At 60.9% G+C, this 14,665-nt stretch carries 14 protein-coding genes; 5 read left to right on the forward strand and 9 right to left on the reverse strand.

Annotated elements, in window-relative coordinates; all coding sequences use genetic code 11:
- The first annotated feature begins 56 nt into the window (after positions 1–56).
- A complete protein-coding gene (locus BOP96_RS27125; protein ID WP_038451065.1) occupies positions 57–3,527 on the forward strand; it encodes a hybrid sensor histidine kinase/response regulator in 3,471 nt (1,156 codons plus the stop codon).
- A gap of 48 nt (positions 3,528–3,575) precedes the next feature.
- Here the strand turns inward: BOP96_RS27125 and rmuC are convergent, their stop codons facing one another.
- Together rmuC and BOP96_RS27135 are read right to left on the reverse strand one after the other, a co-directional pair.
- Positions 3,576–4,940 carry a DNA recombination protein RmuC gene (rmuC, locus tag BOP96_RS27130; protein WP_169918249.1) on the reverse strand — a complete coding sequence of 455 codons (1,365 nt, stop codon included), beginning with the start codon at positions 4,938–4,940 and terminating at the stop codon, positions 3,576–3,578.
- Between the two features lie 175 nt (positions 4,941–5,115).
- Positions 5,116–5,439, reverse strand: a complete 324-nt coding sequence (locus tag BOP96_RS27135; protein ID WP_038451067.1) for a hypothetical protein — start codon at positions 5,437–5,439, stop codon at positions 5,116–5,118.
- A 457-nt stretch (positions 5,440–5,896) separates the two neighbouring features.
- Between BOP96_RS27135 and BOP96_RS27140 the strand changes: the two genes are divergently transcribed.
- The 4 genes from BOP96_RS27140 (at position 5,897) to BOP96_RS27160 (ending at position 9,055) form a co-directional block, all read left to right on the forward strand.
- Positions 5,897–6,202: a hypothetical protein gene (locus BOP96_RS27140; RefSeq protein WP_014719378.1), complete on the forward strand. Its 306-nt coding sequence runs from the start codon at positions 5,897–5,899 to the stop codon at positions 6,200–6,202.
- A gap of 443 nt (positions 6,203–6,645) precedes the next feature.
- Positions 6,646–6,870: a hypothetical protein gene (locus BOP96_RS27150; protein ID WP_003193022.1), complete on the forward strand. Its 225-nt coding sequence runs from the start codon at positions 6,646–6,648 to the stop codon at positions 6,868–6,870.
- A gap of 279 nt (positions 6,871–7,149) precedes the next feature.
- The gene (locus BOP96_RS27155; protein ID WP_032903131.1) at positions 7,150–7,632 is read left to right on the forward strand and encodes a hypothetical protein; all 483 of its coding nucleotides are present in this window, start codon (positions 7,150–7,152) and stop codon (positions 7,630–7,632) included.
- A gap of 145 nt (positions 7,633–7,777) precedes the next feature.
- Entirely contained in the window at positions 7,778–9,055 is a 1,278-nt protein-coding gene (locus BOP96_RS27160; protein WP_073454560.1) for an OmpP1/FadL family transporter, read from the forward strand.
- Positions 9,056–9,119: 64 nt separating this feature from the next.
- On the opposite strand, the gene BOP96_RS27165 is transcribed toward BOP96_RS27160, so the two are convergent.
- The 7 genes from BOP96_RS27165 to cobU form a co-directional block, all read right to left on the reverse strand.
- Positions 9,120–9,671: a glutathione peroxidase gene (locus BOP96_RS27165; RefSeq protein ID WP_014719380.1), complete on the reverse strand. Its 552-nt coding sequence runs from the start codon at positions 9,669–9,671 to the stop codon at positions 9,120–9,122.
- 150 nt (positions 9,672–9,821) lie between these two features.
- Positions 9,822–11,030, reverse strand: a complete 1,209-nt coding sequence (locus BOP96_RS27170; RefSeq protein ID WP_014719382.1) for an MFS transporter — start codon at positions 11,028–11,030, stop codon at positions 9,822–9,824.
- Between the two features lie 54 nt (positions 11,031–11,084).
- On the reverse strand, positions 11,085–11,489 hold the full coding sequence (locus BOP96_RS27175) for a MarR family winged helix-turn-helix transcriptional regulator (protein ID WP_014719383.1): 405 nt from the start codon (positions 11,487–11,489) through the stop codon (positions 11,085–11,087).
- A gap of 42 nt (positions 11,490–11,531) precedes the next feature.
- Positions 11,532–12,260 carry an adenosylcobinamide-GDP ribazoletransferase gene (locus tag BOP96_RS27180; protein ID WP_014719384.1) on the reverse strand — a complete coding sequence of 243 codons (729 nt, stop codon included), beginning with the start codon at positions 12,258–12,260 and terminating at the stop codon, positions 11,532–11,534.
- Positions 12,261–12,262: 2 nt separating this feature from the next.
- Positions 12,263–12,838, reverse strand: a complete 576-nt coding sequence (cobC, locus tag BOP96_RS27185) for an alpha-ribazole phosphatase family protein (RefSeq protein ID WP_014719385.1) — start codon at positions 12,836–12,838, stop codon at positions 12,263–12,265.
- Positions 12,835–13,890 (reverse strand): nicotinate-nucleotide--dimethylbenzimidazole phosphoribosyltransferase, encoded by a 1,056-nt coding sequence (cobT, locus tag BOP96_RS27190; protein WP_073454562.1) that lies wholly within the window; start codon positions 13,888–13,890, stop codon positions 12,835–12,837. Before cobT ends, cobC begins: the two co-directional genes overlap by 4 nt.
- Positions 13,887–14,408: a bifunctional adenosylcobinamide kinase/adenosylcobinamide-phosphate guanylyltransferase gene (gene cobU / locus BOP96_RS27195; protein WP_019818435.1), complete on the reverse strand. Its 522-nt coding sequence runs from the start codon at positions 14,406–14,408 to the stop codon at positions 13,887–13,889. Before cobU ends, cobT begins: the two co-directional genes overlap by 4 nt.
- Positions 14,409–14,665: the final 257 nt, after the last annotated feature.

Below are 14,665 nucleotides of genomic sequence, written 5' to 3' on the forward strand. Positions count from 1 at the left end.
GCGAGACTGTCCAACCGGGCCTGGAATGCCCGGGTGTTCTTATGCTCGGAGTTACCATGACGCTGTCCAGCGGGCTGATCGCCGCCGTTGCCCTGGCCTATATGGCCACTATGTTTGCCATCGCCTTTTACGGTGACCGCCGCCATGCGCCGCTGCCACCGCGCGTGCGTGCCTGGGTGTATAGCCTGTCACTGGCGGTGTACTGCACCAGTTGGACCTTCTTCGGCGCCGTAGGCCAAGCCGCCGAACAACTGTGGGCATTCTTGCCGATCTACCTGGGACCTGTGCTGTTGCTGGTGCTGGCACCCTGGGTGCTGCAGAAGATGATCCTGATCAGCAAGCAGGAAAACATTACCTCCATCGCCGACTTTATCGCTGCCCGCTACGGCAAGTCCCAGTCCCTGGCGGTGGTGGTGGCACTTATTTGCCTGGTGGGCGTGCTGCCCTATATCGCGCTGCAGCTCAAAGGCATCGTACTGGGCGTGAACCTGCTGATCGGCGCCGGCCCCGACACCACCGGCACCCGCGCCCAGGACACGGCCTTGATCGTGTCGCTGGTGCTGGCGCTGTTTACCATCGTGTTCGGCACACGCAACCTCGACGCCACCGAACACCACCGCGGCATGGTGCTGGCGATTGCGTTTGAGTCGCTGGTCAAGCTGTTCGCTTTTCTCGCCGTCGGTGCCTTTGTCACCTACGGCTTGTACGACGGTTTCGGCGATCTGTTCAGCCAGGCCATGCTCGCCCCGCGCCTGGAGGAATACTGGAAAGAGACCATCAACTGGCCTTCGATGGTGGTACAGACCGGCGTCGCCATGATGGCGATCATCTGCCTGCCGCGACAATTTCATGTGACGGTGGTGGAGAACATCGACCCCCAGGATTTGCGCCTGGCCAAGTGGGTGTTCCCGGCTTATTTGATCCTCGCGGCACTGTTCGTGGTGCCCATCGCCTTGGGCGGCAAGATGCTGTTGCCCAGCTCAGTGCTGCCGGACTCCTATGTGATCAGCCTGCCAATGGCCGAGGCCCATCCTGCCCTCGCCGTGCTGGCATTCATTGGCGGTGCATCAGCGGCCACTGGCATGGTGATCGTGGCGAGCATTGCACTGTCGACGATGGTCTCCAACGATATGCTGCTGCCATGGCTGTTGCGCCGATCCAGCGCCGAGCGGCCATTCGAAGTCTTTCGCCACTGGATGCTGTCGGTTCGCCGGGTGAGCATTGTGATCATCCTGCTGCTGGCGTACGTGAGCTACCGCTTGCTGGGCTCCACTGCCAGCCTGGCGACCATCGGCCAGATCGCCTTTGCCGCTGTGACCCAACTGGCCCCAGCGATGCTCGGCGCACTCTATTGGAAGCAGGCCAACCGGCGTGGGGTGTTTGCCGGTTTGGCCGCCGGTACCTTCCTGTGGTTCTACACCTTGGTCTTGCCAGTGACGGCGAAAAGTCTGGGCTGGTCGCTCAGCCTTTTCCCCGGCCTGACCTGGATGCATTCCCACCCGTTCGGGCTGTCGGTCACGTCGCTGACCTTGGGCACCGTGTTCTCCCTGGCGGGGAATTTCACCCTCTTCGTGTGGGTGTCCATGCTGTCGCGCACACGGGTTTCCGAGCACTGGCAGGCAGGCCGTTTTATCGGCCAGGAAATCAACCAGCGTGCGAGTGCGCGCTCCATGCTGTCGGTGCAGATCAGCGACCTGCTCAGCCTCGCGGCGCGCTTCGTCGGGGAAGAACGGGCCCAGCAGAGCTTTATTCGCTTCGCCTACCGCCAAGGCAAAGGCTTCAACCCCAACCAGAATGCCGATAACGATTGGATCGCCCACACCGAACGCTTGCTGGCCGGCGTACTCGGGGCCTCCTCGACGCGGGCGGTGGTGAAAGCGGCAATCGAAGGGCGGGAAATGCAACTGGAGGACGTTGTCCGTATCGCCGACGAAGCCTCGGAAGTGCTGCAGTTCAACCGCGCCCTACTGCAAGGCGCCATCGAGAACATCACCCAGGGCATCAGCGTGGTGGACCAGTCGCTCAAGCTGGTGGCCTGGAACCGGCGTTACCTGGAACTGTTCAACTACCCGGACGGCTTGATCAGCGTCGGCCGGCCCATTGCAGACATCATTCGCTACAACGCCGAGCGCGGCCTGTGTGGCCCTGGCGAAGCGCAAGTGCACGTGGCGCGTCGCCTGCACTGGATGCGCCAGGGGCGTGCGCACACCTCCGAGCGCTTGTTCCCCAATGGCCGGGTGATCGAGTTGATCGGCAACCCGATGCCCGGCGGCGGGTTTGTCATGAGCTTCACCGACATCACCGCCTTCCGCGAAGCCGAACAAGCACTGACCGAAGCCAACGAGGGCCTGGAGCAGCGGGTGACCGAGCGCACCCATGAACTGTCGCAACTGAACGTGGCCCTCACCGACGCCAAGGGCGTGGCCGAATCCGCCAGCCAGTCGAAGACGCGGTTCCTGGCGGCCGTGAGCCATGACCTGATGCAACCGCTGAACGCTGCGCGGCTGTTTTCCGCCGCCCTCTCCCACCAGACCGATGGCCTGTCCAGTGAGGCACGGCAATTGGTGCAGCACCTGGACAGCTCGCTGCGCTCGGCTGAAGACTTGATCAGTGATTTGCTGGATATTTCGCGCCTGGAAAACGGCAAGATCAACCCACAACGCCAACCCTTTGTCCTCAACGAGCTGTTCGACACCCTGGGTGCAGAATTCAAGGCGCTGGCCCAGGAGCAACACTTGCGCTTCCGCTGGCGCGGCAGCCGTTTGCGGGTCGACAGCGATATCAAACTTTTACGGCGAATTTTGCAGAACTTTCTGACCAATGCCTTCCGTTATGCCGACGGCCCAGTGCTGCTAGGCGTACGTCGCCGCAAGGGCGAACTCTGCCTGGAGGTCTGGGACCGCGGCCCTGGCATTGCGCCGGATAAACAAAAGGTGATCTTCGAAGAGTTCAAGCGCCTGGACAGCCACCAGACCCGTGCCGAAAAGGGCCTGGGCCTGGGCCTGGCGATTGCCGACGGTCTGTGCCGCGTGCTGGGCCATCGCCTGAGCGTGCGCTCCTGGCCGGGCAAAGGCAGCGTCTTCAGCGTGTGCGTGCCGCTGGCCCGCAACCAGGCCAGCGTGCAACCCAAGCCGCCCACAGAAACCGGCCTGCCCTTGAGTGGCGCACGGGTGCTATGCGTGGATAACGAAGACAGCATCCTGATCGGCATGCGCAGCCTGCTAACGCGCTGGGGCTGTGAAGTCTGGACGGCCGCCAACCAGGCCGAATGCGCGGCACTGCTAGCCGACGGTATCCGCCCGCAACTGGCGTTGGTGGATTACCACCTGGACCACGGCGAAACCGGTACCGAGTTGATGGGCTGGCTGCGTGCGCAACTGGCCGAGCCGATTCCCGGTGTGGTGATCAGTGCCGATGGGCGACCGGAGATGGTGGCCGAGGTGCACGGGGCGGGGTTGGATTACTTGGCCAAACCGGTGAAGCCGGCGGCGTTGCGGGCGCTGTTAAGCAGGCATTTGCCCCTGTAACGGGGCTGTATTCGAGCTATTTGTGGGAGCAATTTAGACTCCTATTTATTATTCCGGGAGATGCGCCACGCCATCCGAATCGGTCATCGCCCGCTCCAGCAGATCCGCCGGCAAGCTCTTACTGGCGCGGGCGCCGAGCAACCTTAGCTGCTCGGTACGGCTGACCAGGTTCCCACGCCCATCCGTCAGCTTGTTGCGCGCCGCGCTGTAGGCCTTGTCCAACTGTTGTAGCCGGTTGCCCACTTCGTCCAGGTCCTGGATAAACAGCACGAACTTGTCATACAGCCAGCCGGCACGCTCGGCAATTTCCCGCGCGTTCTGGCTCTGGCGCTCCTGCTTCCACAGGCTGTCGATCACGCGCAGGGTGGCGAGCAAGGTCGTGGGACTGACGATTACGATATGGCGGTCGAAGGCTTCCTGGAACAGGTTGGGCTCGGCCTGCAATGCCGCAGAAAAGGCAGCCTCGATCGGTACGAACAGCAGGACGAAATCCAGGCTGTGCAAACCCTCCAGGCGCTTGTAGTCCTTGCCGGCCAAGCCTTTGACATGATTACGCAGGGACAGCACGTGTTGCTTCAACGCGGCCTGGCCAATCACCTCGTCATCCGCCGCCACGTACTGTTGATAGGCGGTCAAGCTGACCTTGGAGTCGACCACCACCTGCTTGTCGCCCGGCAACATGATCAGCACATCGGGCTGGAAACGCTCGCCATCCGGGCCTTTGAGGCTGACCTGGGTCTGGTACTCACGGCCCTTCTCCAGGCCCGCGTGTTCCAGCACTCGTTCAAGAATCAGCTCACCCCAGTTACCCTGGGTTTTCTGGCCCTTGAGAGCGCGGGTCAGGTTAGTGGCTTCGTCCGACAGACGCAGGTTCAATTGCTGTAGGCGCTCAAGCTCTTTGGCGAGGGAAAAGCGCTCACGGGCTTCGTTCTGATAGCTTTCTTCGACACGCTTCTCGAAGGACTGGATACGTTCCTTGAGCGGGTCCAGAAGTTGGCCCAGGCGCTCCTGACTGGTTTCGGCGAAGCGTTGCTCACGCTCGTCGAAGATCTTGCCGGCCAGCTCGGCAAATTGCGCACGCAGTTCGTCTCGTGAGCCTTGCAGGTCGGTGAGGCGTTGCTGATGACTCTCTTGCTGCTCACGCAATTCGGCGCTCAGGGCCGCGGCCAAGGCGTCGAGGCGACGCAGTTCGGTTTCCTTGGCGCTACGGTCGAGGTTCCAGGCGTGCGCGGCATCGCGGGCGTTATCGCGGTCGATCTGCAACAGCTCGACTTCACGGCGCAGCGCCGCCAGGTCGGCTTGTTTGGCGGCATTGGCCTGGCTGAGGTCACTGATCTCATCGCGACTGGCGTCCAGTTGCGCGGCGAGCCCTTCCTGGGCCAGTTGTGCGGTCGCCAGGCGCTCCTCCAGCAACTCCCAGCCGGTGGTGCGTGCGGTCAGGCGCCGCTGGAGTTGCCAGCACAGCGCCAGTAGCGGCACGGCTGCGCCCACAAGACCCAAGGCGATACTGGTCCAGTCAAACACCATAGCCATTTCTGCCATCACCGAAAAAGATCAAGGGTAACCAAGCCTAAGGCCGGAGGACAGCTCAGTCTTCGACCTGCCCCAGTTCGCGCTGGGCGCGACGGTCGCCGGCGCGAGCAGCCGAACGCAACAAATCGTGGCCGATACGCCGGTCTCGGGCATTTCCGCACTCGCGGCACATCAGTTGGCCAAGACGGCTCTGAGCGGCCACCACGCCTTCGCGGGCGGGCTGCTTGAGCAAGCGTCCGGCGAGATGCTTGATATTGTTGCTCTGCCCCAGGCGCGGGCTGTCGAGCAGCCACAAAGCAACCTTCAAGGAAAAACGCTTGGGCGCGGTAACAGTTTGGGCCGTGTCGGTAACAGAAGGTGATACTGAGCGAAACTTCATAAAGCACTGTGGGGCAGAACGGAAGGCGCGCCACTCTACTCTTTTTTTCGTACAGGTAAAGCTGAAAAAACCGTGCACGCCCGTCCTAGAGCAAGCGCTCGGGACAATCCACAGAAGCTGTGGATAACTCAGTGGACAACCCCCCTTGAACAGGCGCAAAGCCCCATGGAACGGGGGCCGCGGTCAAACTGACGATTTTTTCACCAATAAAAAAAAGCGAGATTTTTCATTGACTTAAATTTTGATTACAGGCAAATGGGCGCACTTGCACACCCGTGGCAGCAGGGTTACACCCTTGACCACAAATGTGCACAAGTCCCGATCGGCTGGTTATATCGTCGGCGTTTTTTGATTCAACACCGGTTAAACATGTTACTAAGCGCGCAAACCCGAGGGCTTTTCAAATCTGCCTCGGCTCGCCACACTGCGCCACCGCCAATGCAAACCAGTAGGGCCGATGAAAGGAATTCTGTTATTCGCCGGGCTGCTACTGGCCATCTGCGCGACCTCGCTTGGGATCAATGCTGCGCTCCCCTCGCCGGACGGCGCACTGTTTGCTATTGCTATCCTGCTATCGGCCGCCTTTACCGCCGTGATTCTGTGCATCGAACTCAGTGATGGCAGAATTAACGACATGGGCGATGTGATCCGCATGATCGAGACCGGCCAGTCCTTGCGGCTGACGCTCGCCGCCTACGGTCTGGGCTGTGCCTTGGCCGCATCCATGACCGTGCTGGTCTATTGCGAGTTACTCGGCGGCTGAACGAAGTTTTTTTGCAATCGGCCTTCCCTTCCCTGTTTCAATCCGTTACTATCCGCGGCGTTAGTACCAAGCTGAAAGTCAATTCTGGTCGAACACGTCCCCTGAACCACATGGGATCGGCCACCTCGATGGTTTCCAGGTATTCCTTGCGACGACACTGCCTTTGAACAAGCAAAGGGTGGCGCGAAGTTCCAATACTCTGACCGAACCAACCTGCAAATTGATCAGGATCTCCACCCTGGGCCCAGAACCTTTGCCCTTGTTGTGTTGCCTGCCCTCCTAAGTACCTACCTGCCAGCCCAAGCGCGCCAAATTTAATTGCGCTTCAAACTGGCTGCTTTGTTCCAGTCGGGTTCTTCGTTTGATCAATGGTGATCAGCGTTACTGGAACGTTTTAACGTTGCACGGTTCTTATCCGTGTCATTTGTAGGAACACCAATAATATGAACGCTCAAATCCACACTCAGGATGCCATTCGCACCCTCACCAACGCTTTTGCCCCAATGAACTGCCTGATCATGGCCGCTCGCAAAGGCTGCTTCAGCTTCACCCTGGTCAACGAACACGGCATCGCTCGTCACAGCGAACGCCTGTACCCCGATCAATACTCCAGCGCAGAACCGCTGCAGGCCGTGATCGATCGTACCCGTCAGGCACTGACTGCCTGATCGACCCGCGTCGCTGAAACCTCAAAAACCCTGTTTGAATAACAGGGTTTTTTATTGCCTGGAATTTGGCCCTGAGTTCGCCGGGCTAAGTACAAATGGATATAAACGTTATAACCAGTTGCAGAAGATGTTTTAAAAACAGTCCTTTACATCGTGAATATGACACTACACTTCAACTCAAGCGGCGTGATCCGCTTACGACGGGCCTGAGATCCGATTCACCGCTGCCAAGCCCCCCCTTCTCAGGCTCGTCCACTCTTTGCAAGGACTGAGGCTCGTATGGGTATTGCCGCCAGTGAATTGTGTCGTTATGTGATCAGGCCGACGCTGATGTACCTCGGCCGCCACAGCTCGACAGCCGAATCCCTGCTGCTGGGCATTGCCGCCAGCCAGTCAGAACTGGGCTCGGCGCTGCATGACCGCCGCGGCCACGGCCTCTACAGCATCACCGAACCACGCCACCGCGCGCTCTGGGATAACTACCTGGCGCTGGACCCGGAACGCGCCAGCCTGGTGCGCGGGCTGGCCAGCCAACATGCGTTCCTCAGCGCGCCCCAGTTGGAGCTGACGGTAAACCTGCGCTACGCCACCGCGATCGCCTGGTTGCTGGTGGAACAACATCGTCCTGCCCTTCCCGCGCCCGGCGATGTACTGGCCATGGCGCGTATCTGGAAAGAAATATTCCACCCCCAAGGCCGCCTGCGAGATTTCACCCAAGCCTGGCAAACCTGTGTAATCCCAATGAAACAGGCAGCTTGCTGACCGGGCAAATTGCAAGATTCGCCAAAAAACGGCGATTTTGGTCTGATTGTCCTACAAAAACGCTCTATCTCCCGCATTACAGCCTATAGCGCGATGTGAAATTTATTGATACTTTCCGCAGCGGTGATCACACGGAGTTCTAATAATGAAAAAAGTAATGCTCAAGACCACACTTAGCCTCGCCGTTGCCATGGCATCCTCCCAACTGTTCGCCAGCGGCTTTGCGCTCAACGAACAGAGCGTGAGCGGGATGGGTACCGGTTTCGCAGGTCGCTCTTCTTCTGCCGATGATGCGAGTACTGTGTTCGGTAACCCTGCCGGTATGGCACGTCTGGAAGGCCAACAGATCACCGGTGGCGTTGCAGCCATTGATGCCTCCACCGATATCAGCAATGTCAGCGGCCGCTCCGCTGGCAGCAACAAAGGCGATATGGTGCCTTTCACCGCCGTTCCTTTCGGTTTCTACACCAATAAACTTAACGACCAGTGGGCTGTCGGCTTCGGCGTCTATGCGCCGTTCGGCCTGGTGACCGACTACGAACGCGGCTTCCAGGGCCGTGGCTTTGGCAGCAAGAGCGAAGTGAAAGTCATCACCTTGCAACCGACTGTCAGCTACGCCTTCAACGATCGCGTTTCCGTGGGTTTTGGCCCGACCATCAACCGCATCGCCGGTACCCTGGAATCGGACCTGACGCTGAACCCTCGCGCGCCAGACACCAATATCAAGATCAAGGGTGACGACACCGCGCTGGGCTTCAACATCGGCGTACTGGTCCAGGCCACCGATACCACCCGTGTCGGCCTGACCTACCACTCCAAGGTCAGCTACAAGCTGGACGGCCACACCGAAGTCACCGCACCGACCGCGACCTCGCCGTTCCTGCGCAGCAACCGCTATGACGCCTCGCTGAAAATCGACACACCTGAGTCCTACGACCTGTCCGTCACTCAAGACCTGACCGACGCGTGGAAACTCTACGCCGGTGCAACCTGGACACGCTGGAGCCGCCTCAAAGACATCACCGTCAAGAACGAAGGCGTCAGCGGCGCTACTGGCGGCGCGCTTGCCCCAGGCCTGGTCAGCACAATCAAGGAAGACCAGAACTGGCACGACACCTGGGCCTACGCCGTGGGTACTTCGTACCAGCTCACCAAGCAAGTGGTACTGCGTACCGGCCTGACATTCGACCAGTCGCCTACCAACAACACGGATCGCTCACCGCGCATCCCGACCGGCGACCGTACCATCTTCAGCCTGGGCCTGGGCTACCAGGTCATGGATAACATGACCATCGACCTGGCCTACTCCTACCTGAAGGAAGAGGACGTCAAGATTTCACGCTCCAACCAATTGGCCAGCTACAACGCCAAGTATGAAAACAGCGCCAACGGTTTCGGCTTGGGCATGACCTACAAGTTCTAACCGCAGTCGTATAAAAAAGCCCCGCTCTCCTGTGAAGGAGTCGGGGCTTTTGTTTGGCTGGCGGTCAGGGTTTGGAAGCCAATGCCTGTTCCACCGCCTTGATCAGCTCCGGACTGTCCGGCTTGGTCAGGCTGGAAAAACTGGCCACAACATTGCCCTGGCGATCCACCACATACTTGTAGAAATTCCACTTCGGCGCCGCGTCGGCCTGCTGTGCAAGCACCTTGAACAGGTGCACCGCATCCGGCCCCTTGACCTTCTGCGGCTCGGTCATGGTGAAGGTCACGCCATAGTTCACGTAGCAGACCTTGGCGGTTTCCTCCCCGGTCTTGGCTTCCTGCTTGAAGTCATCGGACGGCACGCCGATCACTTCCAGGCCCTGGCCCTTGTAGCGCTGATATAACGCTTCCAGGCCTTTGAACTGTGGGGCAAAGCCGCAGAAGCTCGCTGTGTTAACGATCACCAAGGGCTTGCCAGCGAATTGCTGGCACAGGTCGATGGATTCCTTGGCCCGCAGCTTGGGCAATTGGCCCGCAAGCAACGGTGGGCAACTGGCGGCCATCGCCACGCTGCCAATAGCCATCAGGACGGGTACAGCGAGCCAGCGCATCTGCATGTCAAAAGTCCTTGAGTCAGTTCAGACCCACAACTTAGCAGATCGCCATGCCCAGTTGCATCAATGCCAGGCCGCCCTGCTGCCAGCCCCACCAGGCCAGCAGCAATAACACCATCCCCACAGCCACCAGCATAAGACGCGCTGTCATGCTCATGCCGCCTCCATCTGCGCCTGAATACGTGCCACCGGCCGCTCACGCACCGGCCAATTCAGCGCGGCGGCGAGCAGGCTGAGTAAAATTGCCACCTGCCAGATCAAATCGTAGCTACCGGTTCGATCATAGACCACCCCGCCCAGCCACCCGCCGAGGAACGAGCCAAGCTGGTGGAACAGGAACACAATCCCGCCGAGCATCGAGAGGTTGCGCACCCCAAACAGGGTCGCAACGGTGCCATTGGTCAGCGGCACCGTGGACAGCCACAAGAATCCCATCGCCATGCCAAACAGATACGCCGTGACCTCGGTGACCGGCGCCCACAGGAACAACACAATCACTACCGCCCGTAACAGGTACAAGCCGGTGAGCAGACGCGGCTTGGACATGCGGCCACCGAGCCAACCCGCCGTGTAGGTGCCAAATACGTTGAACAGGCCAATCAAGGCCAGCACCGTGGTGCCCACCGTGGCCGGCAGGTGCTGGTCGACCAGGTATGCCGGCAAGTGCACACCGATGAACACTACTTGGAAACCGCACACAAAAAAGCCGAAGGACAGCAGCCAGAAGCCGGAGTGGGAGCAGGCCTCTTTCAGCGCTTCGCCCAGGGTTTGCTGGCCCACCGTGACCGCCAGCGGCCGGTCCTTGAGCATGGCGACCAGCGGCAGGATCAGCGCCACCATCAAGCCCAGCGCCAGCAAGGCGGCCGACCAGCCGAGCCAGCCAATCAGGCCCAGGGTGCCGGGCACCATGGCGAACTGGCCGAACGAGCCGGCGGCGCTGGCAATGCCCATGGCCATGCTGCGTTTTTCCGGCGCTACGGCGCGGCCAACCACGCCGAGAATCACCGAGAACGAGGTGCCGGACAGGCCAATACCAATCAGCAAACCTGCGCTCAACGACAGCGACCAGGCAGAGTCGGACATGCCCATCAGCACCAGGCCGACGGCGTACAACACCCCGCCGACAAACACCGCCTTGGTCGCGCCGAAACGGTCGGCCAAGGCCCCGGTAAATGGCTGCGCCAAGCCCCAGATCAGGTTCTGCAAGGCGATAGCAAAGGCAAAGGTTTCACGCCCCCAACCGAATTCGCTGCTCATCGGCGCCAGGAACAGGCCAAAGCCATGCCGTACGCCCAAGGACAACGCCAGGATCAGCGCACTGCCTAAAAGGACCCAACCACTGGTGCGCCACATCGAGGTCATTTCTTATTCTCCGTTCGCGGGTATATACCCGCTTGTAGTCGAACAAACCGCCGTTCAGGCAAGTTCATCCAGCAAGGCCAACAACATTTCGCGCTTTTCGGCGCCGAGCTTATCAATCAGTTTCTGTTGCGCTGCTTCCCACGCCGGCAACGCAGCGCCTAGCCGTTCATGGCCGGCGTCAGTCAACACCACCAGGCGGTTGCGCAAATCGTCGCCCTCCACCAACTGCACCAGTCCTTCGCCTTCCAGGACGCGCAGGTTGCGCCCCAGGGTGCTGCGATCCAAGCCCATGGCGTCCGCCAGGCTGGAAATGCTCGGCTGGTCGAGACGCTGCAGGTTGCACAACAGAGAATACTGGGCAACGTTGATCCCGAAGCCGTCGAGAGCGCCGTCGTAGTGCCTGCTGACGCCACGGGCGGCACGTCGCAGGTTGGTGCATAAACATTGGGAGGCAAGCATAGAGCGTGTATATACCCGGAGTTAACCAATTGCAAGAAAGCGTTACAACGCCAGCCCGACCAGTACCGCAACTTCAAGCAGCTCCAGCAGTGCGCCAGCAGTGTCGCCCGTGGTACCGCCCAGACGCTTGACCATCAACTGGCGCAGCCACACGAAACACAGGGCCGCCAGCAACACCGCGATGCCGCCGCTGAAACCACCGATCAGGGTGCAGGCCAACCCGCTGAGGATCAGCACCTGTTGGCCGACAATTCGCGGCAGATGATCTGACAGTGCCTGGCCCAATCCGCCCGCCCGCACATAGCGCGTAGTGAGAAACAGCGCCAGCATCGAAGCACGTCCGATCAAAGGCGCCAGGATCAAAGCGGCGCCATTGTGTTGTTCGATCAACGCCACCAACGCGCTGAACTTGAGCAGCAGCACCAGCCCCAGGGTGACCACCGCAATCGGGCCGCTGCGCGGGTCTTTCATGATGCTGAGGGTGCGCTCCCGGTCGCCAAAACCGCCCAACCAGGCATCGGCGCTGTCGGCCAGCCCGTCCAGGTGCAGGCCACCGCTGAGCAGCACCCAGGCGGTGAGCAGCAACGCGGCGTGCAACAGCAACGGGGTACCCTGCAACACCTGGTTGAGGCCCCATAACAGCACGCCGAACAGCAACCCTACCAGCGGATAAAACAGCAACGAACGGCCCAGCTCTTGAGGCTGCGGCATGCCCGGCAAGCGAATGGGCAGGCTGCTGAGAAATTGCAGGGCGATCCAGAACGGCAGCATCATCAGCGCCCTTCCTTCAACACGCCATCGGCCGCAACCTGCAGGCCGAACAGGGCACCGTGGCCCACTTCGACATTCAGCAGTTGCTCACGGGGCAACCCTCGCGCCTGGGCCAGCAGCAGGCGCATTACACCGCCATGGCTGATCAACAGCACGCGCTGGCCAGCATAGGCCTGATGCAGCCGCCTGACAGCGCCAAGCACGCGCGCGGAAAACTGGATGACCGGCTCGCCTTCCGGCGGCGTGAATTCATAGGGGTTGGCCCAGAACAAGCCCAGCCCTTGGGCATCGGTGTCCATCAACGCGGCCGCACTCTGCCCTTCCCACGCGCCGAAGTGCAGCTCTTGCAGATCGGCCTCCAGAGTCACCGGCACATCGAGCTGTGCCCCCAACTCCTGGGCGAACAGAGCGCAGCGTTGCAGCGGTGAGCTGATCAGCCGATCCCACGGCCCCTGCCCCACCACTGCGTCGCGCATCTGCCGCCAGCCGTTGGCGGTCAGCGCATCGTCCAGGCTGCCACGCAGGCCTCCGCCCAGTTCGGTTTCGCCGTGACGCAGCAGGTCCAGGCGCAAGGTCATGCGGGGCGGTCCGCCACGGCGGCTTCGGCGAAGGTCGCCATCTGCCCGTGCAGCGCACACGCCAGGCGCAACAAAGGCACCGCCAACGCCGCGCCGCTGCCTTCGCCCAGGCGCAGGCCCAGTTCCAGCAACGGTTGCGCATCGAGGCTGTGCAGCACATGGCGATGGCCCGGCTCGGCACCCCGATGGCCGAACACCAACCATTCGCGGCACGCCGGGTTCAAGCGCACCGCCACCAGCGCGGCCACGCTGCAGATGAACCCATCCACCAGCACCACGATGCCTTCCTGGGCGCAGGCCAGGTAGGCGCCAACCAAGGCAGCAATTTCAAAACCGCCGAGATTGAACAGGGTTTGCAACGCATCGCTGCGCTGACCGGCGTGCAACCCCAGGGCGCGCTCGATGACCGCGACCTTGTGGCTGACCCCTGCGGCATTCAAACCGGTGCCAGGGCCTGTGAGGTCAGTGACCTGGCAATCCAGCAATGCGCAGGCCAAGGCACTGGCGGCAGTGGTATTGCCGATGCCCATCTCACCGCCGATAAAGAGTTGCGCGCCGCTTTCCAGGGCACGGCGTGCGCTGTCTCGTCCAGCTTGCAAGGCCAACTGCCCTTGGGCTTGGGTCATCGCCGGGCCATGCACGAAATTAGCCGTGCCCGCGCCGATGTTCAGGTGACGAACGCCGGGCAAATCCAGGGACGGCGTGACCGTGCCGAGGTCAATCACCTCCAATTGCGCTTGCAGTTGCCGCGCCAACACGCTGATCGCCGCGCCACCGGTGACGAAGTTTTGCAGCATCTGCCCGGTGACCTCTTGGGGAAATGCCGACACGCCTTCAGCGACCACACCGTGATCGCCGGCAAAAATCGCGATCCACAGGTGATCTACCGTCGGTTTGACCTGGCCCTGCAAACCCGCCAGCCGCACCGCCAGGGCTTCCAACTGGCCGAGGGAACCGGCGGGCTTGGTCAACTGCTGCTGACGCGCCAGCGCCTGTTCGTGGGTCGTGGTATCCACCGCCTTGCAGGAATTGAGCCACCAGGAATCGGTCATAACGCAGTACCTTTCAAAGTCAGGGGCAGGCCGGCAACCGTCAGCACAACGCGCTGACATTGCTCGGCCAAGGCTTGATGCAGCCAACCGGCTTCATCCACATAACGGCGAGTCAATTCGCCCAGCGGCACGACACCCAGACCGGTCTCGTTGCTGACAAAAATGATCTCCCCCGGCAGCGAGGCCAGGGTTTGCAACAGTTGATCACGCTCGGATGCAAGGCGAGCCGGGTCTTCGAGCATCAGAAGATTGGTGAGCCATAAGGTCAGGCAATCCACCAGCAGGCAGCGATCAGTGGCGGCGTTTTCCTGTAGCACACGCGCCAGGTCGATGGGCTCTTCAACCAGGCCCCAATGGTCGGGACGACGCTGGCGGTGCAGCGCGACGCGCTCGCTCATCTCACCGTCGAGCGGTTGGCTGGTGGCGATATAAATGACGGCAAGCCCGCTCTCTGCGGCAAGCTTTTCGGCCAGGCGGCTCTTACCCGAACGGGCACCGCCGAGGATCAATTGATACATGCAAAGGCCCCTGGCAAACGATGTGGCGAGGGAGCTTGCTCCCGTGACGGCCTGACAGCCGACGCTGATCCAGCTGACGCACCGCGCCCCAAATGTGGGAGCTGGCTTGCCTGCGAAGACGGCCTGACAGTCAACACAGTTGGACCGTGTACATATCCATTTCTGCGGTAACGGCCACTTAGGGTTCCGCTTTTACAGCGGCTCACTTTTGAAAAGCGCAAAAGTAAGCAAAACGCTCTTGCCCCACCACTCGGCAC

The organism is Pseudomonas sp. FSL W5-0203, assembly GCF_001896155.1.
In the GTDB taxonomy this organism is placed as follows: Bacteria; Pseudomonadota; Gammaproteobacteria; order Pseudomonadales; family Pseudomonadaceae; genus Aquipseudomonas; species Aquipseudomonas paracarnis.